This is a genomic window from Pseudoalteromonas phenolica, from assembly GCF_044788725.1.
Classification (GTDB): Bacteria; Pseudomonadota; Gammaproteobacteria; order Enterobacterales; family Alteromonadaceae; genus Pseudoalteromonas; species Pseudoalteromonas phenolica_C.
In genome coordinates this window covers 2978433-2999421 of sequence record NZ_CP173161.1, presented here as the reverse complement: position 1 = coordinate 2999421, position 20989 = coordinate 2978433, and the positions used below count along the sequence as shown (strand labels likewise).

General features: G+C 40.1%; 15 protein-coding genes and 1 pseudogene. 7 read left to right on the top strand and 9 right to left on the bottom strand.

The genetic code is table 11. The annotated features are described in order from the left end of the window. Nucleotides 1-8 precede the first annotated feature (8 nt). Together ACH784_RS13625 and ACH784_RS13620 are read left to right on the top strand one after the other, a co-directional pair. The gene (locus tag ACH784_RS13625; RefSeq protein ID WP_404391057.1) at nucleotides 9-269 is read left to right on the top strand and encodes a DUF3081 domain-containing protein; all 261 of its coding nucleotides are present in this window, start codon (nucleotides 9-11) and stop codon (nucleotides 267-269) included. Nucleotides 270-288: 19 nt separating this feature from the next. Then, nucleotides 289-815: pseudogene (locus tag ACH784_RS13620) on the top strand (hypothetical protein). Nucleotides 816-899: 84 nt separating this feature from the next. Here the strand turns inward: ACH784_RS13620 and ACH784_RS13615 are convergent. The 3 genes from ACH784_RS13615 to ACH784_RS13605 form a co-directional block, all read right to left on the bottom strand. Then, the gene (locus ACH784_RS13615) at nucleotides 900-2213 is read right to left on the bottom strand and encodes an NAD(P)/FAD-dependent oxidoreductase (RefSeq protein ID WP_404391055.1); all 1314 of its coding nucleotides are present in this window, start codon (nucleotides 2211-2213) and stop codon (nucleotides 900-902) included. A gap of 212 nt (nucleotides 2214-2425) precedes the next feature. Further along, on the bottom strand, nucleotides 2426-5839 hold the full coding sequence (locus tag ACH784_RS13610) for a methyl-accepting chemotaxis protein (RefSeq protein ID WP_404391053.1): 3414 nt from the start codon (nucleotides 5837-5839) through the stop codon (nucleotides 2426-2428). A 273-nt stretch (nucleotides 5840-6112) separates the two neighbouring features. Then, nucleotides 6113-6295 (bottom strand): hypothetical protein, encoded by a 183-nt coding sequence (locus tag ACH784_RS13605; protein WP_404391051.1) that lies wholly within the window; start codon nucleotides 6293-6295, stop codon nucleotides 6113-6115. 156 nt (nucleotides 6296-6451) lie between these two features. Here ACH784_RS13605 and ACH784_RS13600 point away from each other — a divergent pair, with 156 nt between their 5' ends. Then, the gene (locus ACH784_RS13600) at nucleotides 6452-7147 is read left to right on the top strand and encodes a biotin/lipoate A/B protein ligase family protein (protein WP_404391049.1); all 696 of its coding nucleotides are present in this window, start codon (nucleotides 6452-6454) and stop codon (nucleotides 7145-7147) included. 60 nt (nucleotides 7148-7207) lie between these two features. Here the strand turns inward: ACH784_RS13600 and ACH784_RS13595 are convergent, their stop codons facing one another. Further along, nucleotides 7208-9016, bottom strand: coding sequence for an ATP-binding protein (locus tag ACH784_RS13595; protein WP_404391047.1), 1809 nt, complete (start codon nucleotides 9014-9016; stop codon nucleotides 7208-7210). A gap of 287 nt (nucleotides 9017-9303) precedes the next feature. On the opposite strand from ACH784_RS13595, the gene ACH784_RS13590 reads away from it, so the two are divergent. Together ACH784_RS13590 and ACH784_RS13585 are read left to right on the top strand one after the other, a co-directional pair. Beyond that, nucleotides 9304-10947 carry an SUMF1/EgtB/PvdO family nonheme iron enzyme gene (locus ACH784_RS13590; RefSeq protein ID WP_404391045.1) on the top strand — a complete coding sequence of 548 codons (1644 nt, stop codon included), beginning with the start codon at nucleotides 9304-9306 and terminating at the stop codon, nucleotides 10945-10947. Between the two features lie 153 nt (nucleotides 10948-11100). Further along, on the top strand, nucleotides 11101-13092 hold the full coding sequence (locus ACH784_RS13585) for a transcriptional regulator (RefSeq protein WP_404391043.1): 1992 nt from the start codon (nucleotides 11101-11103) through the stop codon (nucleotides 13090-13092). Between the two features lie 40 nt (nucleotides 13093-13132). Here the strand turns inward: ACH784_RS13585 and ACH784_RS13580 are convergent, their stop codons facing one another. From ACH784_RS13580 to ACH784_RS13565, 4 genes are read right to left on the bottom strand one after another with little or no spacing between them, the layout of a single operon-like run. After that, nucleotides 13133-14419, bottom strand: a complete 1287-nt coding sequence (locus tag ACH784_RS13580) for an ATP-binding protein (RefSeq protein WP_404391041.1) — start codon at nucleotides 14417-14419, stop codon at nucleotides 13133-13135. Continuing rightward, on the bottom strand, nucleotides 14419-15117 hold the full coding sequence (locus ACH784_RS13575; RefSeq protein ID WP_404391039.1) for a response regulator: 699 nt from the start codon (nucleotides 15115-15117) through the stop codon (nucleotides 14419-14421). Before ACH784_RS13575 ends, ACH784_RS13580 begins: the two co-directional genes overlap by 1 nt. A 4-nt stretch (nucleotides 15118-15121) precedes the next feature. After that, on the bottom strand, nucleotides 15122-15520 hold the full coding sequence (locus ACH784_RS13570) for a DUF3019 domain-containing protein (RefSeq protein ID WP_404391037.1): 399 nt from the start codon (nucleotides 15518-15520) through the stop codon (nucleotides 15122-15124). A gap of 6 nt (nucleotides 15521-15526) precedes the next feature. Continuing rightward, the gene (locus tag ACH784_RS13565; protein WP_404391035.1) at nucleotides 15527-16360 is read right to left on the bottom strand and encodes a MipA/OmpV family protein; all 834 of its coding nucleotides are present in this window, start codon (nucleotides 16358-16360) and stop codon (nucleotides 15527-15529) included. 235 nt (nucleotides 16361-16595) lie between these two features. On the opposite strand from ACH784_RS13565, the gene ACH784_RS13560 reads away from it, so the two are divergent. Both ACH784_RS13560 and ACH784_RS13555 read left to right on the top strand, forming a co-directional pair. Then, nucleotides 16596-17756, top strand: coding sequence for a serine hydrolase domain-containing protein (locus ACH784_RS13560; protein WP_404391033.1), 1161 nt, complete (start codon nucleotides 16596-16598; stop codon nucleotides 17754-17756). A 270-nt stretch (nucleotides 17757-18026) separates the two neighbouring features. Further along, nucleotides 18027-18194: a DUF6435 family protein gene (locus ACH784_RS13555; protein WP_404391031.1), complete on the top strand. Its 168-nt coding sequence runs from the start codon at nucleotides 18027-18029 to the stop codon at nucleotides 18192-18194. Between the two features lie 51 nt (nucleotides 18195-18245). Here ACH784_RS13555 and ACH784_RS13550 read toward each other — a convergent pair whose 3' ends face one another. Continuing rightward, nucleotides 18246-20615, bottom strand: a complete 2370-nt coding sequence (locus tag ACH784_RS13550) for a TonB-dependent receptor (protein WP_404391029.1) — start codon at nucleotides 20613-20615, stop codon at nucleotides 18246-18248. Nucleotides 20616-20989: the final 374 nt, after the last annotated feature.

The window sequence follows — 20989 nt, the reverse complement described above, 5'->3', positions numbered from 1 at the left end:
GTCGGCATATGAAGAATAATTTAGAGTCAAAACATATTTTGCGTGTATATGAGTATATTCAACAACACGGTGAACCATATGAGCAGGGCAAGCATTTAGAAGGGATCACGGCGTTCTCTGACATTGATGGTTACACCATCTATTTACAGGGCAATGGTGTATTACTCAGGTTTGGGTTTCACAATAAATATGATCTTGAATATGAACACGATAAATTAAAAGAAGAATTTTTGAAAAAACTGGATGTGATTGTTAAGCAATTTCAGTAAAGCCAAAAAGGAAATTAAATTGATGAAACAACTTTTACTTAGCTTTGTATTAATTTTAATGACGGGCTGTGTGGCCCAGTACCCAAACCAAAATGTCACTGGTAAAGCTTTTCCTAGTATCTCTGGTGGAAGTCTAGAAAAGCAGCGTATTAACTTACCTGATTTTGTTAAAGGTGAAGTTGCGCTATTTTTGGTTGGCTACAAGCAGGACAGTCAGTTCGACATTGACCGTTGGTTGATTGGCCTTGATATGAAAGGCGCAGATATAAAGCGTATGAATTACCTACCATTGCTGGCATGTTGCCGAGAATGTTTAGCATACAAATCGATGAAGGCATGCGCCGGGGTATTCCTAAAGAGCTATGGGGTGGGGTGATCACCATTTATGACGATGGCGAAAAAATCCAAGCGTTTACAGGTAATGAAAACCCAAATAACGCCAGAGTGATGCTGCTTGATAAAAACGGCAAAATTATCTACTTCTACGACAGAGGATTTTCTGTCTCGGCATTGAATGAAGTGCTAGCATTGGCTGAAGCCCAATAAAAAGCCCAATAAAAAAGTACAAAAAGAAGTACAAAAAATTGCAGCCTGAACTTTACTATATGTTCAGGCTGCTTGTAGTTATATTTAATGCAATTTCATCTTAGGGCGCACAATGCGCAGTAACTTTTCTGATAACCACAAAGCCGCGGTTTTGATCGGGCCGTGAATGGCATTTTGGTGCATACGATAAAGCGATAAATACATCACTCGCGCTAGATTACCTTCGATAAACATGGTGTTGTTAGTCAGGTTGCCCATTAAGCTACCTACCGCGCTAAAGCGAGAAAGGTTTACCAGTGAACCATGATCTTTATAAACAAAAGGTCTTGGCGCTTTACCGCTGAATTTGGCTAAAATATTGTGGGCGACATTACTCGCCATCTGATGCGCAGCTTGCGCGCGAGGCGGCACAAAGGAGCCATCCTCTTGCTCACAGGCGCAGGCATCACCTAATACATGAATATGAGAAGCGCCTTTTGCTTGTAAAAATTCATCTACTTTAATTTGATTGTTGCGAGTGAATTCAAAGCAGTCGAGGTTTTTAATAAAGTCGGCAACTTTCACACCAGCCGCCCAAAGCATTAAATCAGCTTGGATCAAGGTATTGTCATCGGTGATAAAGCCCTCAGAAGTTGCTTTGCTGACTTTAGTACCTTCTAAGATATTTACACCTAAATGACGCAACTCGTCTCGCGCAGAGTTACTTATTCTGCTGGGTAGGGCGGGTAGTATAGTTGGCCCGGCTTCGATTAAATGAATGGTGAGCTTGGTGCTGGTAAACGCACTCATACCATAGTGCTTTAGAAGTTGAGCGACATGAACCAGTTCGGCGCTGAGCTCAACACCGGTTGCCCCACCACCGACAATGGCGATTGAAAGACGGTTTTGTTCTTCAGGTAATTGGCTTGCAGCTTGGTGTACACGTGTAAAGCAGTTAAGTAGCGCATGTTGAAAGCGCTCGGCTTGCTGGTGAGAGTCTAAGAAATAACAATGTTTGCTAACACCAGGCGTATTAAAATCATTGCTGACACTCCCAATGGCGATGATTAACTCATCATAGTGAACGGTACGTTGTGGCAAGATCAACTCACCGTCTGAATCGTATTGCTCTTTAAGGTATATTGCTTGTTTTTCAGCATCCAAATTAATGAATTCGCCAAGAATAAATTGAAAGCCATGACTGGCTGCGTGGGCTGAATAAACGACACCGTCTAAACTGGTGTCGAGCGAGCCTGTCGCCACTTCATGTAGAAGCGGTTTCCAAATATGGGTGCGGTTTTTATCAATTAAAGTAATATTTGCGCGACGAGACTTCCCGAGTTTGTTCCCTAATTTACTTGCCAGTTCTAGGCCGCCTGCGCCGCCGATAATGACAATATTGGGATGCGTGTTAATCATAGTTGTGCCCTTTAAAAAGTTATAAAGAGCTGAGCACAATCCTTTGTAAATATCAGATTTAATTACATGATGTTCAGGTCGTTATAACCTTGCACAACTTGAGGTTATTGTACGCCTAAAGGTTTGTTAGCAATATGGGAAAAGTATTTCTAAATGTTTCTGTACAACTAAAAAAGGGCTGTTACTAACAGCCCTTGGGGGTGAGTCGAGTATTACGCCAAACTTGGCAAATAACGCTCATCGGGTAGAAAGGTTTGCTCTAAAGCTGGAGATGAAGTTCTACTCTCGGTTAATGAGAAAAATTCGACAGTTTGGTTCATCATTTGCGCTTGCTCAGCCATGGCCTCACCTGCGGCGGCTGCTTCCTCAACCAGTGCTGCATTTTGCTGGGTCATCTGATCCATCTGATTGATAGCAGTATTAATCTGCATAATGCTTTCTGATTGGTGTCTTGCTGATTGGGCAATCTCAGCCATCATGACGCGTACCTTGCTGGTGGCTTCAACGATTTCACTTAAGGTTTCACCAGAGCGGTTTACTAAGTCGGTGCCTTCTTCAACTTTAGATTGGCTGTCTCTGATCAAGTCTTTGATTTCTCGGGCTGCATTAGAAGAGCGCTGCGCAAGGCTTCTTACTTCACCCGCGACAACGGCAAACCCTCTACCTTGTTCACCTGCACGGGCAGCTTCTACCGCAGCATTAAGCGCCAATAAATTAGTTTGAAAAGCGATTTCGTCAATCACACTGATGATCTCGGTGATCTGTTTACTCGACTGATTGATTTCTCTCATGGCATCAACGGCCAGTTTTACCACCTCACCACCTTGGGTGGCTTTGTCTTCGGCGGTCATTGATAAAGTATTGGCATTTTCAGCACGTTCAGAACTTTGACGAACAATCTCGGTGACTTCATCCATACTAGCCGAGGTTTCCTCTAGGCTACTGGCTTGCTCTTCGGTACGTTGGCTTAAATCCGCATTACCTTGTGCAATTTCATTCGCCCCTTGAGAAATACTGCCAGAGGCATGGGTGATGTTTTCAATGACTTCGGTGAGCTTATCGGCCGTGCTGTTGGTATCTTGTTTTAGTTGACCAAAAGAGCCTTCATAATCGTTGGTGATACGTTTACTTAAATCGCCCTGAGCCAATGCACTCAGCACTTTTGTAACGTCATCAAGTGCAACTTCTACTGTAGACACTAGGTCATTTAAACCTGTACTGAGTTTTTCAAAGAAGCCTGTTTTCCCTTGTAAAGATAGCTTCTGGCTTAAGTCACCTTGTGCGGCAGATTGCACTAAGTTGTCTATTTCTTTTTCAATATTTACTTCTGCGGTTCTGTCGGTCCACTCGAGTACCGTGCCAATACGCTCGTTGTTTACGAAGATAGGGTTAGAGGTCACAGAGAAGACACGCTCACCAATGTATTCAGTACTGTTGTGGGCATGAGACAAGTTATTAAACAAGACACGTTGTTGTTCTGGTTCTAAATAGAATTGATCAACAGGGAAGCCAATGAGACTGCTGGCATCGAACTGGCCTATATGGGCTTGAATATCGCGTTCAGCACTTTCTATGGTGCTCTTTAGGGCTTGGTTGGCATAGATGATATTCAAATTTTTGTCTGCAATCATGACGTTGCCCGAGACGCTATCAAGGGCATATCTGACTCTGGCATTTTCGGCTGCAATACGTGTTTTTTCACGTTCTTGAGCTAACCAGTCTGTTCTATCTTGCCACTCTAATACCGTACCAACACGTTCACCCTCTACACTGACCGGGCTCACGATTACAGTAAAGGTTCTACCAGAAATCACAAACTCAGTTTCAATGCTTGCTGTTTGAGTTTTGAAGTCTTCTACTTTATCGCTGAAATGTTCAAAAAACGCATCAACTCGATTACCAATAATGGCTTCGTGATTAAAGTGTGGAATGGCTTGCTTAATATCTTGGCTGGCAACTTTAAACATGTCATGAATGGCGTTATTCATGTAAATCACATTTAGGTCTTTGTCAGCAATCATCACCTGACCAGACGAACCATCTAAAGCATATTTTACACGTGCGTTTTCAGAGGCTATACGTGCTTTCTCTTCTGCTGCGGCAAGCTCTTCGGTTCTATCTTGCCACTCGAATACGGTACCAACACGTTGTGATTCAACAATGACTGGGCTTGCAACCAGTTTGAAGGTTCTACCTGCAATAACAAATTGCTCTTCAAGGCTGGTGGTTAGACTTTCAATCTGTGCTAGGTGTTGTTCAAAGTAAGGCATTAAACCATTGATTTGCGCATTTAGAATATGATGAGCACTAAAGTTAGGCAACTCAGCCTGTAGCTGTGTTTCAACCCCTTCAAACATGTGTTGAATTGAACTATTTAGATAAATGACTTGATGATCAGTATTGGTGATCATGACATTAGAATTGGCGTTATCTAATGCACTTTTAATACGGGCATTTACCCTTGCCACACGACGCTCTTGTTCTTCTTTTTCACGGATGAGTTTTAAGCTCTCTCGCATTTCTAGCATAGATTTGAAGACGCCTTGCGGTGCTCGTTCATCATATTCTTGGTCTAAGTTGCCTTCAGATATGGCGGTTGCAATATTGTCTAGCTCACTTGGATCTTTACCAAGTTGTTTCATCACCATTCTAAGTAAGAAAAATATAATAGCTGCACTAATTATAAGCGCTGTCATAAACATAATAAAAATTTGTGATACGGCTTGTTCATTGGATGCTTTTAGCTTTGGTCCAAGGGTATCTTGATCTGCTTTTACAGAGAGGCTTAACTCTTTTACAAGTTTCGCAAAATGTGGGCCTACAACATCAAGTACATTTGAGACTAGGTTATTTCGGTCTTGAATAATGGTTTGTACATCATTAAATGCTGTTAGATATTGAGTTTTTTGACGAGTTAACTTTTCAATAGTTTGCTGGTTTGTGGCATTCAAGTTCAGAGCGTTAATTATAATGAGCTGATCTTCTAGTAATGCAAATTCAGTTTTAACTCTGTCGAATGCTTCAATATCATTGCTTTCAAGATACTTAATGACATAAAGACGACCTAAAAGAAGATGTCGTAGCGCTTCACCAGAATCAAAAGCAAGTTGGCTATTATTTGCTTTAGCAGCATCTTGCATAACTTGAGTAAGCGAACGTTCTAACTGCGGGCCTATGACGTCAAGTTGGTTGAATACGAGATCGTCACGCTGCACGCGATAGCTTTTTATTATTTCGAAAGAGGCGTTGTATTGCTGAATTTCTTCTATTAGCTGGGTAACAATTCTAGCTCGCTCGGGCTTATTTATTTCATCTTTAGCTGTATTAAGAAGTCGTTCAACTTCATTAAAATACTGACCGTACTCTTGTATATCTTGGTTGCTACCAGTTAGTAAGAAATCTTTTACATTCATTCTCACCATTAACATATTTGATTGTAATGTGCTGGCAAGATTCGAGTCTCTTGCAAGTTCTCGATAGCTGTTGAATCCTTCATCAGCTGACTTTAATGCCCAATAGGCGGTCAAGCCAATTGCTGCAAGAATAATGAGCATTACCGTAAAAGCTGAAATAAGTTTGGCTTTAAGTGTTTTAAAAATACCAGAGGAGTGAGTTGCAGTGTCCATGCCGAGCTTCCTAAATGTACCAATAAGAGATGCAATACTAAGTGATAGCCTAGTATTTAGACAAAATCAAAGTAAAAAATACGTTTGATATAACCAAAATACACAGGTTGTTCCGGTTTTGGAAATGATTTTCATTTAATTTTGAGGTGAATCAAGTTTTAAGGTGTTTCGACGTTGAGAGAATGCGGATTAAACAGTGGTGGCATCGGCAGAAAAGTTTACTCTAAATAGCCAGCTTTCGCTGGCTAAGCAAGGTGATGTATTCGAGCTGTATTAACCCCAGCAACCATCTGTAAAGCAGAAAGTATTTCTATCGCCGTTACAGAATTCAGTGCCGCACCATGAATCTGATGCAGGAGGCTTACCGCCTGCGATTTTATGAGTTGCGTCTGAAGGTAAAAGTGACTTGTCGTTTGAAAGTGTTTTTAGTTTTTTACTATTTAATTTTAGCTTCATTTTTAGATTTCCTTATTGTTAATTGCTCAAATTGAGCACAACAAACTATAGAATAAGTGTGAATTTATTGTTAATTAAGTTTGTAAGATAATATGTCTATAAGAATTCAACTCCAGCTTGAAAGGCGTTAAACTCAAATCAAATAATTGAAAAGTTGTGATAATTTTGAAACCAAAACTGCTTTTTTACCCATCAATCAATGTGGCCAATGTGTTTGCAAAAGAAACGGATGTGCTGACTCAATTGCAACAGGGAAAGCTCAATGAAGCCTTGATTTTATGGCAGCCTGATGAGCCTACGCTAGTCTTGCCTTCAGGTAACAAGTGGCAAGCTTCTGAAGCACTTAATGAACAGCTTATGGCGCAAGGTTGGCAATTATATAGTCGTAAGACAGGAGGTGCGCCAGTACCGCAAGTACCTGGAGTAATCAATGTGTCTCACATGTATGTGTGGGATGAGAAAGAGCCTTATTCTATTCCTCAGGCCTATCAGTCATTTTGTAATAAACTAGCTGACTTTTTTGCTTTTTATGATGTCCAAGTTGACATACATGCCACTGAATTTTCTTACTGTGACGGTGATTACAATCTCAATATTTTAGGCAAAAAAGTAGTTGGCACCGCGCAGCGAGTCGTACTTAAAAATGGTGGTGGCAAGGTGGTATTAGCGCAAGCATGTATATTAATCAATGCCGATATTGAAGCGATAATTAAGCCTGTGAATACTTGCTATAAATACCATCAACAAGATCAGAGTGTCCGTGCAGAAGTTCATACTTGTTTGGCTGAGCATATTGAACAACAAGCTAGTATTGAGGAATATTTCCAAAAATTAGTTAAAGCTTTTTCTTAGGGTGTGCAGACTTTTATTGTGAACTTTTACTGCTGTGAGAGTTAATTTTCTTGAAGGCGGTTACTCGAAGTTTTGTCTAAATGGGATATCATTAAAGTGCATATAAATACAGATGCCTTTTCCTTCGATACTTTGCAGTTCTATTTGTCCACCAAGGCGCTGGGTAACAAGGTTATAGACTATACTTAGTCCTAAACCAGTGCCTCCTTCTCCCCGTTTAGTCGTGACAAAAGGCTCAAAGACTTTATCGAGTAGCTCTTCTTTTATGCCAGCGCCATCGTCACTAAATCTAAAATGAATGGCACCACTGACAAATTTGCATGAAATATCTATGTTGAGTGTTCTTCCCTCAACTTGGCCGTGGCGTAGACTATTGACGATAAAAATAGTAAATATTTGCCCAAAAGCACCTAGGTAACTCTTTAAGATCATGCCATTAGGAATATCGAGAGAAATGGTTGCATCGTGTTTATCAATTTCATGTCTTAGACTTGCCAAAAGGTTATCTAAAAATTCGTGAATATCGAACTCGACTAATTCATCGTACTCTTGGTGTGAAGCCACTTGTTTAAAGCTTGTGATAAGTTCTGCGGAGCGGGTTAAGTTACTTTCGATCAGATTTAAAGAGTCATCAAACTCCTGCAGTAATATTTGTAAGTTGTTTTTTGAAATTTTACCCTGTTTAAAGTCTTCTTTTAATATTTCAACTTTTTCTCTTAGAAATGATTCACTCGTAATAGCCACACCTAAAGGCGTATTCAATTCGTGTGCAAAGCCTTTGACTAAACCACCTAAACTCGCCATTTTGGCATCTTCTATGAGCCTTTTTTGAGCTAGAGAGAGTCTTTCTATTAGGGTTTCAACATGGCTTAATAATGCCCCAAGGTCATCGCTAAATTGGGAGAGTTCATCATTCCCCCCAAGCTGTAAACGTTCACTAAAATTATCACTATGAGAGAGTTTTTTAATAAATGCCGTCACGGCAATCAACGAGAAAGTCATACGGCGATTGATGATAAATGACACTAACAGACTAATAAGGGTTGCTGCTAAAATCAGAAAAAATATCTTTTTTAAGTAACTTTGAGCGACGACAGCTTGTTTATCAATGATATGTTTATACAAGGTGTTGAATCGCTCGTTGAGCTCCCTAGAAAGCGTGTTATTTTTGCCTTTTAGCCCCTGCGCAGCATGCTGACCTTGAGTTTCAAGGTGATAAATATATTGGTTAAACCCTTGTATGTATTCATTGAGTTTAGCCAGGAGTTCACTGCTTGTTGTTGCATATCGAGTGTTAATCAATTTTTGTGTTTGTTTTGTAATTTGAATGTGCAAATTAAGATATTTTGGGTCCCATCTCAGTAAATAATCTTTCTCTCTGCGTCTGAGCTCTAAGATTAAAATCTCAAATTCAGGATCATTTAGCGCTTCGGTGGTAGCTTGTAGTTCATGAACCGCCTTGCGGAAAAAACCTCTTAGTCCTCTGTCTTCATTAAACCCGAGACGCCTTTGAAGTTTTATTTGTTCTTGAAGGTTTTTTTCAAACTCTGAGACTCCGACTTGAATCTGGTTTAGAAGGAGCATGGCAACATCGTCAATTTCAATATGTTGCTTGAGTGACATAGAAGCTAACGTGTAGTCGTTTTTATTTTTTTTTAATTCACGCTCAATATCTTTAGAGCGATAAAGACTAAATGCAGATTGTAAGTAAAGAAATTCATCAAACGCATTTTTGTATATTAGTAATTGTTGGCTCGTTAGTTTGTCCGATTGAGATTGTTGATAAAGAAAAATACCACCAACAAGGGAGACGATTAAACTGATGATGATACAGGCTTGGGATATTATGAATCCGGTCTTTAATCTCATGGCACCCTTAAACTGACTTATCAATACATGGTTACATTCAAGTATTTACTAAGTGTAGAACATCAGAGGCATTGTGCGAAAAACCGCTCACGTAATTATGGTTATTTATTATAAAGGCCTTGTTAATAGCTCATTTTAGATAAATCATGGGTATATTAAAGATCTAAAGTTGCTGAATATTAAGGTTAATTTTTTTAAGAAGAATATTTTAGAAAATTGATAAGATTAAAAATTTCGCTACCACTATTGTTTGCTCAACAACAAAACAGGTGTATTTGGAGCACACAATGGTTAAAAAAATCTTTTCAATCTTTGTTGCAATAAGCTGTTCTCAGGCTTTTGCAAGCACACAGTCAACCACATATTTTGAGCCGCCAACAGCCAGTATTCCTGCAGGCAGCTTCATGGCAAAAGATCATAAAAATGGTGACTTATATAAAGTAGGTGTATTGCCATTTCAAATGGCAAAGTACGAACTTACCGTCGCTGAGTTTAGAAAATTTGTAGAAGATACTGGCTATCAAGCACCTACAAATTGTTTGCATGAAATAGGTCCCGGATGGTTTGGGGCAGGTGAAAAAGACGGTTCATGGAATAACAATTTCTTCAATCTCTCCGAATATCACCCCGTGGTTTGTATCGGTACAAAGGGCGCAGAGGAGTATGCCAAATGGCTTTCCGAAAAATCAGGAAAGCAATACAGACTCATGTCTGAAGCACAATGGCTATATGTGATCCGTACTGGTGGTTACGAGCAGTATCTTTCTGAGAATGGTAAAAAGCGTGGGCAAGTATGCGAAATAGCGAACCTCGCTGATCGGCATGCCAATGCTATGACCAATAAAATGTATCAAGCACAGTATAGTGCTGTATATACCATTGAAGACTGTAATGATAGAGAAGTATTGTCATCAACTGTAGGGCTTTATAAAGCGGATAAATATGGCGTACATGATTTAATTGGTAATATTCAAGAAGTCGTCGCAGATTGTTATGTCGATGGTAAGCAGCGCTTTCCTCAAGGTGGAGGGCCGGTGATAAGCGATAATTGCTCTTCTCGGATCGCAAAAGGAAGTAGCTGGCATTGGGAGGTACCTGAAATTGATCGTCGTGGTGAAATGCCCGATGACTTTGTGGCAGCGATAGAAGGCTTTCGTTTGGTGCTTGATACGAATGGCGAAACTCGCCCAGCAGAAACTGGCTCGCCCGAGTTTGTTGAAGGGGTAGCAAAAGCGCAGCAGCAGGCTAAACTGGTTCATAGCCAAATTGCTGATTACCCAAATAAAGTTGCTGATTTAAAGCTTGAAGACAAAGGCAACAAAGTTCATTTAAGTTGGCAACATGAAGACATTCATCAAGGGGCAACTTACCAAGTTATTCGTAGAGATTTGGTGAATAATAACGAACAAGTTATTGCCAAAGGTATCATGACAACGTCATTTACGGACCAAAACCCAAGCAAAAATAAAGCGCGTTATAAAGTATTTGCGCATTATGGGGAGCGAGCAGGGTTGGCTTCAAATACCGTTGATTCAAACGTGCAATATGTTCATGCCTTGCCTATACGAATTCAGGCTGAAGCGTTCAGTCAAGGTGCGGATGTAACTGTAAGTAATTCTACGCAAGAGCCAAAACATGACTTGGTTTTTGCAAATATGCGAAATACCAGTGCTGATTATGCAATTGAAGTTGCTAAAGCAGGTAAGTACACGCTTCAGCCAAGGGTCTTTCACAGCGGTGAGAAGCAATCTTTCGTTGTACTTTTGAATGGTAAATTACTGAAAGAGATTATGACGACTGGGGCTGAAGGATGGCAAACTGCAAATGCGGTGCCTGTAACTTTACCTAAAGGGTCGCACATACTGACAATAAAGCCTATTGGCGAGCGTGCGCGCCTTTCTATTAATTGGCTAGATGTGAAAAAACTATAGATTCACTTTAATCTGTTTTTGATACCAATCAGCTTCAAGAGGCATTATTGAGTATTGAAACACCTAAGATTGAATTCGGCCCTAGTTATCGTACACTGAGTTGGGCCGTTTTCTTCCACACCGACAATAATAAAAGCAAAGGTTGCACGCAGTATGATCCAGTTTCTAGATTTTGAGTTTGATGAACTTCAGTCAGTCTTATTTAAAGCTGGAGAGATCATCCCGCTGAACAGCACGCAATCTAATTTATTGGCTTTATTTATTTCAAACCCAAAAAAGATATTCAGTAAGGAAGATATTTTAACCGAGGTTTGGCAGTCGAAGGTGGTCTCTGAGCAAGTAGTTTTTCAAAATATCAGTCAACTGCGCGCTATTTTAGGCGACGAAGCTATTAAAACCTTTCCGAAAAAAGGGTATCAATGGCAGCTTGAATTGATAGTGACAGAACATTCAACAGAACCTAATAACACATCCATAAGCTCAGAAACGTTAAATCATACAAGATCGCAAACCGAACAAGATCCAATTGAATTCAATATGAGTCAGAATAAGGTTACTGAGCAAAAAAGGCCAAATAAAGCCATTTCTAACAGTAGCATAATCATCTGTTTGGCGGTTTTTTTAAGTTTAATTGGTGCTTATTATCTTCAAGCTAATGATATGTTACTGAATAAGTTTGTTAGCACAAATGCGAAAAATGCGGTTTCTAAAACTAATGCCCAAGTTGTACATGGCGACTTACAATTTATTCCCTTTACAGCCGACAGTCCTAGGCACTTTAAACCAGAATTAAATGCGCTGCAGTCAAGGCTCGATTTTGCTATCGAAAATAAAGCCGCTGATACTAGAGAATTTATTAACTCGCCATTTATGCAGTATCAAAAGTTGAATGCCAGTAATGCTTTGGTATTTACTGGGATCTTAAAAGGTAACGGAGATTCAGCGACCCGAGAGCAGCTCCCATATTTGCTTGAACTGCTGGTGCAAGGCCCAGAACGAAGCTGGACAAGTTACTTGTATGGTAGCTCGATGGCCGATCTCGCAGAGCAAACTGAGGTGTTAATAAATGAGTTGGCGAACAGTGACTATTTTGTTTTAAAGAGTGAGTCATTACTATCGGCTGAGCTTACATTAATGAATGAGAACATGAGTCAGTCTTTACATGCTTTGCCTTTACTCGCTTATCAACTGATTGAAGCCGATAAGTTTGACTCGGCTAGCGGCTATGTTGAATTACTATTGGCTGAAAGTGAGCTTAAACATCCGCTTTATTATGCCTATGGTAAATGGTTAAAAGGCCAGTTATACCAAGGCAAACGAGACGCAATCAGTGCGCAAACCTTTTACGAACAAGCTGAGCTATTACTCTCTGATGCGCATATTTACGATTTGCAGGCAGAAGTGAATAAATCGATGGCTGAACTTGCGCACTCAATTGCGCATACGAAAGAAGATTATGATGCGATACATCGCTATTTATACAAGGCTGCAAGCTTAGCTAGGTTAGGTAAAAAACCTGTGGCTGAGATCCGTGCTTACACTTTGCTCTCTATTAAAGCTAGTAAGTTTGGTATGAAGAAAGAACGCATGGATTACCTTATTCAAGCGAAAACCTTATTAGCTGAATATCAATTAGATGGCTCTCACTATATGTTGCCTATGTATCATTTTGCCTTGTTTGCCCAAACCACACAGGAGCGTATTAGGTTTTATCATGAGGTACTTGATAAGCCGGTAACACCTGAAAACTATTGGGTGTTTTTCTCTTCGGCAGATCAATTGTCTAAATTATATTTAAAAGAGAATAAGCCAGAAGAGGCACTTGAAGTCATTGAAAAAATTACAGAGCCCGCGCGTTCAGCTTTATTACACGCCCAGTACTATCGCGCCCTTGATGATCTTGATAGTGCCATTAATTATGCAAAACGTTCGTTTAATATTGGTCGAGGCCAGCATATTAACTGGCTAAGCTTAAATAGCGCGTTGATGCTTTTAGAATTAAAACAAAGCCAAGGTGAAAATCATGAGCTTGCAGAGTACCGAGAATTTATCGCTAATCATGCAACTCATTGGTGGCTAAGTTGGCGAAAAGACCGATTAGCTAAAGTGGGCATTGATGCCGAATCTCAAATGGCGGGTTTGTAGGTAAACAGCCTGGAAAAGTAATGTTATTTTTTTAGGTTATCTACCTTCTTGGAATTTTAATCGTAAAACAGGCGCCGCCCAACTGCTTGGCGGTTTTTATGGTGATTTGGCCGCCAAGCCAACTGACAATGCGATCTACTAATGCCAAGCCCACGCCGTAGCCACTAGTATCGTCATTTGCTTGATTGGCTAATCTTACAAAGGGTTTAAATACCTTTTCTTTGTCTGCATCAGGAATACCTTCGCCGTCATCGCTCACTGTGATGGTTGTGAAGTCTTTGTCTTGGGTGCTTTGAATTTCAATGTGTTGTCGGGCATGTTTTAAGGCATTATTGAGCAAGTTACTCATTAATAAATTGAGATAGTGCTTATCTCCTTGGATAAAGCATGCGCTTTGCTCCGTGATTAATTGACTGCGGGGATCATGGGCTTTTTCAACTTGTTGCTTTAATACTAAATTTAGATCAATTTCAGTTTTAGCAGTGTTATCAAGCGTGTTTTGCAATCTGGCAAAGTGCAGTAGGGCATGAATAAGTGCTTCCATATCATCTAAATTTTGATTAATACGGGTTTCGAACTTGGCTTTTTGCTCTGGGTTATCGGTTTCACAAAGTGTATCTAAGCCCATTCTTACACGAGCAAGGGGGGTTCTTAGTTCATGAGATAATCCGCCAGATAACAATTTTATGTCTTGCATTAAGCGGGCAAGCTTTTCGGCCATTTGATTAAATGCCATTTCAATATCTTTCAAATACCATAAAGAGCCGACCTTGAGCCGTTTATCTAATTGACCGTTGCCAATGGCGATGGCTGCAGTGCGTAACTTATATAAACGAAGTAAAAAGGGGGCCAAAAATAGTAAGAGTAAAACCAGCAGAGTGGAGTAAAAAATCAGTGTGAATAGCCAAGCAGTTTGTAGATCTTCAGGTTCAATATTGGTTTGAGTTACCAGCAATACTTGCCCTTGTGTGAGAATCGAATAAGCCGTTAAGCCTTCGTTTGATTCTAAAAATACCGCACCATCAACTAGTATTTTTTCGAGTAAACTGCTGGGCAGCGGGTAGTCTTTTAATGATTGTAATTTGTAGCTAAACCCTTCATTTTTAGAGTTAAGTTCAAGCCATTGATTGAGCGCGTGTGCTTTCACCCCTGAATCGAATGCAGAGCGAATAAGCTTTACTTGCGCAAGTAAGCTTTGTTGCTCTTGACTAAACTGACGCGTTTTACGTTGAGTTTGATTTTGTTCAAGTAAGGTATTAAATACCTGGCCCAAAATGATGTTACCTGCAAGTACCACCATGATCAGTGCAATTGCAAAGCGCCACATTATTGCCATACCTCAGCGGCAAGTAAGTAGCCTTTGCCCCAAATCGTTTTTACTTTGTACGGTTCGCTGGCATCGTCTAAGAGCTTTTTTCTAAGTCTGGAAATACGTAAATCGATAGTGCGGTCGAAACCATCGTATTCAAAGCCTCGAAGCTGTTGGCTAAGCGATTCACGGCTGACGACTTGACCTGCTTGTTTGGCTAAAATCCACAACACATCAAATTCATTACTTGAGAGTTTAAGTGCCGCCCCCTTGAGTGTGACTGCGCGAGTTGGTTTGCAGATCATCAAATTGCCTAAGGTAATGGTGTCTTGTTCAACTGTAGCTGCCGTTTTGGGCGTTGCTCGACGTAACAAAGATTTAATGCGGGTTTCTAGGAGGCGTCCTCGCACAGGTTTTGTGAGGTAGTCATCAGCGCCCATTTCAAGCCCTAAAATCTCATCAATTTCTTCATCGCGTGCGGTGAGCATAATAATGGGCACATCTGATTTTAATCGCAGTAATTTACACACTTCTAAGCCATCCATTGAGGGCAGCATGCCATCTAAAATAATCAAATCAGGTGTTTTTACTGAGAGTGTTTGGTATGCGGTCAGGCCATCGTGATAGACCTCAACCGCATAATGTTTAGCGCTCAAGTAATCGCTGATCCACTGTGCCAGTTCTTTATCATCTTCAACAAGTGCGATTGAAATCATAAATTTAAAACATGCGCCAACGCATGGCCTTACTGTTATTCTTTTTATGCACCCAAGCATAGCGGATTGTTTGTGTGTGCAATACTTGTTTGTTCACGGTTTGTAGAGTGAGCACTAAATCGTTTTGCATGGTGATTTGCTTTTTTAACTCACCTTGCTTTTTGTTGTGCCAACATTGCAGCTTGTTTGCATTGGCAAATAAGCAGGTACTTTTCTCAGTACTGGTTCGCCATGCGACTTCTAGGTCGAGATAACAGGTTTCACCTTGTTTTAGTGTGGTGCATTGCTTTGGAGAGACAGTTAAAGCCTCGTGTTGAACGTCATCACTTTGCTCAGCCAAAGTCACTTTTGAACAAATTATTGCAGGTAGCAGTAGAGAAGCGCGAAGTATCAAGTTCATCATCTTCTCCTAAAACACGTAATGTAAAGACACGCTAATTCGACTGCCTTTATCACTTCGCCCATCATTGAATTTCAGAATATTTTGTGAATAAGGGCTATCGACAATGCTATCAGCGTAATCGGTGTAACTTAAAAAACCTTCGAATAGCCAATTTTCGGTAATGGGTTTTTTAACTCCCATTTTATATATAAAGTTGAAGCCACCATCAGCGTTAAAGGTTGGGTGGTATTTGGCTGACTCTGGAACGCCATAATAGTAATTAAGGATTTCGTCATTACGGTATTGTAGTCCCACTGAGCTGAAAAAATGCCAGTTTTGTACATTCCAACTTTTAGCAAGCCAAGCAGCCGCGTAATGCCCCCCGCTGTAATCTTTTTTATTGGTGTTAATACCAAACAAGAATAAGGCATCTAACCCAGCAATGGTGCCCATGGCTCTTAAACCTATATATGGCGTACTGTTTTTGTTAAAGCTGTCTTCTCGGTTATAGTAATTGAGCTCGCCGTGGGCTGTAGAGAAGACGGTATCAAATTCCCAGTCGCCAACATTAGCGAGGTTATAACCTGCGGCAAAGTTGCTCTCGAATTTATCTGAAAATCCCGGTAACTCAAGAAAAAAGCCATTTTCGAAATAGTAGGCACCCCGCAGACTGATCCTGCTTTCAAAGCCTTCTGATTTATAAAGTCCTTTTTGGTATGCGAGTACAAGGCCTGTAGAAAAATACCCGCCCGCATCGCGTTTATTGCTAAATGCATCTCCCCAGTTGGTAGGGTTGGTTTGGCTATTGGCAAAGCTTAAAGTACTACACAGTAGTAAAGGTGTGACTATTAGGGTTTTCATTGCAATTTCTTATGTTTGTTAATTTGCAGTTAGGTTAAAGCACGATAGCGCAATAATCCGTATCAGCTTATCCCAAAATGTATCAATGTGTATCAAAAAAAGAGAATAGCTAGCAAAGACTTAGGTTTTTTATGGTCGTTGATACATTTTGCTACAAACAGCTTAATGTCGTTACAACTCGCACGTTTTTGTTTGGTTAGTCTAACTGCAATCTTAATTTAGACAGGATAAAACAATGAAAACCAAACCGTATATTTTTAACTTAACTTGCGTGGCTGCGGCGCTTCTATTAACCGCATGTGGTTCAAGTAATAAAGCTGCTGAAAGTAATGTTCAATCAACACAACCTGTAGAGCAACAGTTTGATTATCAAGCTTTACTCGAAAGCACAGTTAAAGGGGAGATACCAGGGGTAGTACTTTATATTGATTCTCCCGAGCTTCAGTTTCATGGTGCTGCCGGCGTTGCAAATATAGATAATCAAACGCCAATGCAACTTGATGCACGTATTCCCAATGGCAGTGCAGGTAAGAAATTAACCGCATTATTGGCGTCCATGTTAGTTAACGACCAATTACTCGATCTAGACAAACCTATCACCACGTACCTACCGAACGATGTCACCTCACGCGTTGCCAATGCAGAAGCAATCACCACTAGGCAAATGCTGCAACATACCGCGGGGCTATTTGATTATTTAAATGAATCTGATGGTGCATTTTATGATGCCGTATTGAAAGACCCTGACACCTTAAAAACCGATGCATTCGCTATGAATTTTGCCTATGGGCAAGGTGCAAATTTTGCTGCTGGCACCGATTGGTCATACTCAAATACGGGTTATATATTAACGGGGCTTATTTTAGATGAGTTACTGGCAGAGCATCATTCTAAAGCTATGCGACAGCAAATTTTCGAACCATTTGGTCTTAATAGCATGAGTTATGGTGGGGTGGAAAAAGAGTATGCAAGCATCAACTCAGGATACTTTCTATATGATGGTGAGCTAATAGATACTAAACCTTATTATGAAAATATTGGTGTGGCAGATGCGCCCGTTGTTGGAACTGCAAAAGATATGGCAGACCTACTGAGCATAACTGTGAATGGTGAACATTTAAATTCAGCATCTTATGATTTGCTGCTGGCAGAAAGCAGTTTCATAAATACCAATATAGATGGTTTGCAGTACAGTTATGGCCTATTTAAAGAAATGATTAATGGTAAAGAAGTCATCCACCATCATGGCTCAGAGTTGGGCTATGCCACGTATAACTTTTATATTAAAGAGTCAGATACGACAGCCGCTTTTATCGTTAACTGTAATGGCTATACTGCCTGTGATAACGCGCATAAAAGTCTGTATAACCAAGTGATTGAAGAGTTAACTCAATAATTTTTTAAAAAATGGGTGGATCATAGAAGTAATCCACCCATTGACTCGCTAATAAAAGCTTCCCTGTCTACATTCTCATAAGAAAGGAAGGGAGATGAGAAACCCTGCTAGCAATACGTTTATGAACAAAAAAAGTTCATTCCTCGGAAATTGTTTCTTCAAATAGGCAATCTAAGCTTGGCTTATTTTCTTAAAAAGGCATCACAAAGGTGTAAAGCTGATCTCAATATTTTCTATCACGTATCTAAGGTTTTATTTAGGAGATTATTGATGTTTGGCCTGTTTAAAAAAAAAACAAAAAAGAAAATGCGCAAAGAATATGATGCGTTACTCGAAAAGGCGATGCATGCTCAACGAAATGGCGATATTAGAACTTATTCAATGCTAACAGCAGACGCTGAAGCTCTATGGAAAAAAATTGAGAATACTTCGGATTAAAAAAAGCCTGTGAAACAGGCTTTTCGGGGAAATAAAAGCTTTAGTGTACGCTTAGAAGAAAACGTAATCTAAACGAACTGCAAGCGTGCGCTCAGGTAAGAATTCAATATACTTTTGCGCAACGGTACTGTCAGAGCGACTACGGTCACTTCTATACAGTTCTGTTTCTTTATTGAATACATTATCTAGGTGCAGACTTAGCTTCACATTTTCATTCACTTCGTAACGTGCTGATAAGTTAAATACCGAATAAGCAGGTACTTGGTCGCCTTCTTTGGTGTTGAAATGCGTTTTGTACTTACCATATGCGCTCATATCTGCACGAACAAACATAGGCTTGCCATTTAGCTCAAACTCTTTATCTAAAGCAATGTAAGCATTGTATTTAGGAACCATGGTCATTTCGTCGCCTTTTTTACCACTGATAGCGACATTGTCTTTAGTCAGCTCAGACTTAGTATATGAAGCGTTGAATACTAACTGTAATGTGTCTGTTAGTGTTGCCGTTGACTCGAACTCTAAACCGCGTGACTGGGCTTCACCAGCGTTCGCCGTGTAGCGGAAGCCACATGTATCCATATAAATGGTTGTTCTAATGTCAGTCCAATCTATGTGATACGCAGCTGAAGTGAAGTTAAAACGGCCATCAAACAATGATGCTTTAAAACCTACTTCATAGTTATCGATAGAATCAGAGGTGTAGCGATCTTTTCTGTTACCAGCTTTAGGGTCAGCCTGACAAGCGGCGGCAAGTGGGCCATTGTTACCACCTGGTCTGTAGCCTTCTGAATATAAGCCATAAATAGAGTAGTTATCTTCAGGACGCCATGAAAGGCTGAACTTGAAACGGTTGCCGTCTTCTTCACCGCCTATACTAGTGACGCCTTCAGACCAAACACCTTCAGTTTCGTAGTGACTGAAATCTTCTAGGTCGAAACGTCTAACACCAGCATTAACCTCTACCTCACCCATATCATCTGTTTTAAAGGTATAGCTTGCATCAGCAAATAGGGCCATTTCTTTATCCCATTCGCTGTAGTTTCGAAGGTTCCAGATTTTGCTGCCATCTCCGAACTTATCAAAGGCCATTTGGCGAATGTCTTCAATACCAGTCCAAGACCACCAGTAATTGGCTGCGGCAGACACTTGATCACCACTTTCTAGGTATTGCCATTGAGCATCAGGGTTGCTAGGAGAACTGGTTTTGTCATAAAACATACCCACAGTCCAAGAAAGCGGACTGTTTATGTCATAGTTTTGAAAACGTAACTCATGCGTAGTACGCTCTCCCTTGCCTTTGTTGACGATCCAAGTTTTGAATAAATCATCAGCATCTAAACGTGACCAATCATCTAATGAGTTTGATTCATACTCACGATAAGACCCCGCATAGGTGAATGACGCGATTTCAGCGATGTTATCTAGATTCACATTTAAAGTGAATAAGTCTGTTTCGTCTTGAGAATAGAGATCAAAGGTGCTGTAAATTGCATACTTATCTACTGCGCCTTTTACAAAGTCGCCACCTTGAACACAGCGAACTCGACCCCATTCAGGATCACACTCATTCCATTTGTGTTCAACGTCATAGCCATATTTGGCATCTGGGTTATCAATGTAACGCAGGCTGTAATAACCACCCGGTTTAGATGTATCACCAAGTGTTGTACCTTGCGACGAATATTCGGTACGTACATAGCCGAACGTCACTGAAGTGTTGTCATCTACTTGCCACAGCAACTGTGAACGAATAAAGTTTTCTTGGCTCTCGCTTTGGTTGCCAGTTGCAACATTGTACATTGGGCGTTGGTTATTCTGGATGTTACCGTTTACACGTAGTGCGAGAGTTTGCTCAACAAGAGGCACATTAATACCAAGCGAAGTACTTGTATCGTAGCCATCTACATTCTTTTCCATTTTGCCAATCATAGAACCGAATAACTCAAATTCATCGAGTACCGGCTTTTTCGTAATGACTCGAACTGTGCCACCAATTGCACTTGAGCCATATAATGTGCCTTGAGGGCCACGCAGCACTTCTACACGCTCAACATCTGCAAGGTTAGTAAATGCGAACGGGATGTCATCTGTAAAAGTTGCGGTTGTATTTGGAGTTGTTGTGTTACCGCCACTTAAACCACGAAGAATAAGCTGGCCACGAGGAGCAGCAGCACCAGCAAGTGTTCTGAATAAATCTGAGGCATCAATATAGTTTCTATTTGCCAATTCTACTTCTGAAACGGCTGAAACACTCATAGGTATTTCTACAATAGTTTCGACTTTTTTACGTGATGTAACTGTGATGACTTCGAGTTCTTCTTTGGCTGCTTCTTCTGCAGATGCAATCATTGGCGCTGCGTATAGTGAGCTTGCAACAGCAACACTCAATAAGCTGCGTGAGAGTAATGTTTTAGACTTCATGTTTTATCCCTATAATTTTGGCGCGAAAATAGATACGCTCAAGTAACATAAATCCATTATGAGAATTATTAAAATACCTTTTTGGTATTGAGTGGGTATTTTTTATTCCTTAATGTTATTTAAATATCTGCTTAATAAGGGTTTTTTGTTTTTTTGTTTGATGCGTTTTTTGCAATTTGATGTGTTTTTTTGTATTAGTTTTTTTTGGTTTTTGGGTGTGTGTTTTTTAAATTTTATATGGTTTTTATAAGAATTGTTTTATTTAAACTTTAAATTTTTTAAGGTTGAGCCTGTTTGTTAAGTAGTTTTAGTTACCTCTTTAGTCGTAAACATCTATTGTTTAACTTTCATTAATTCTTATGCGGTAAGTTGTA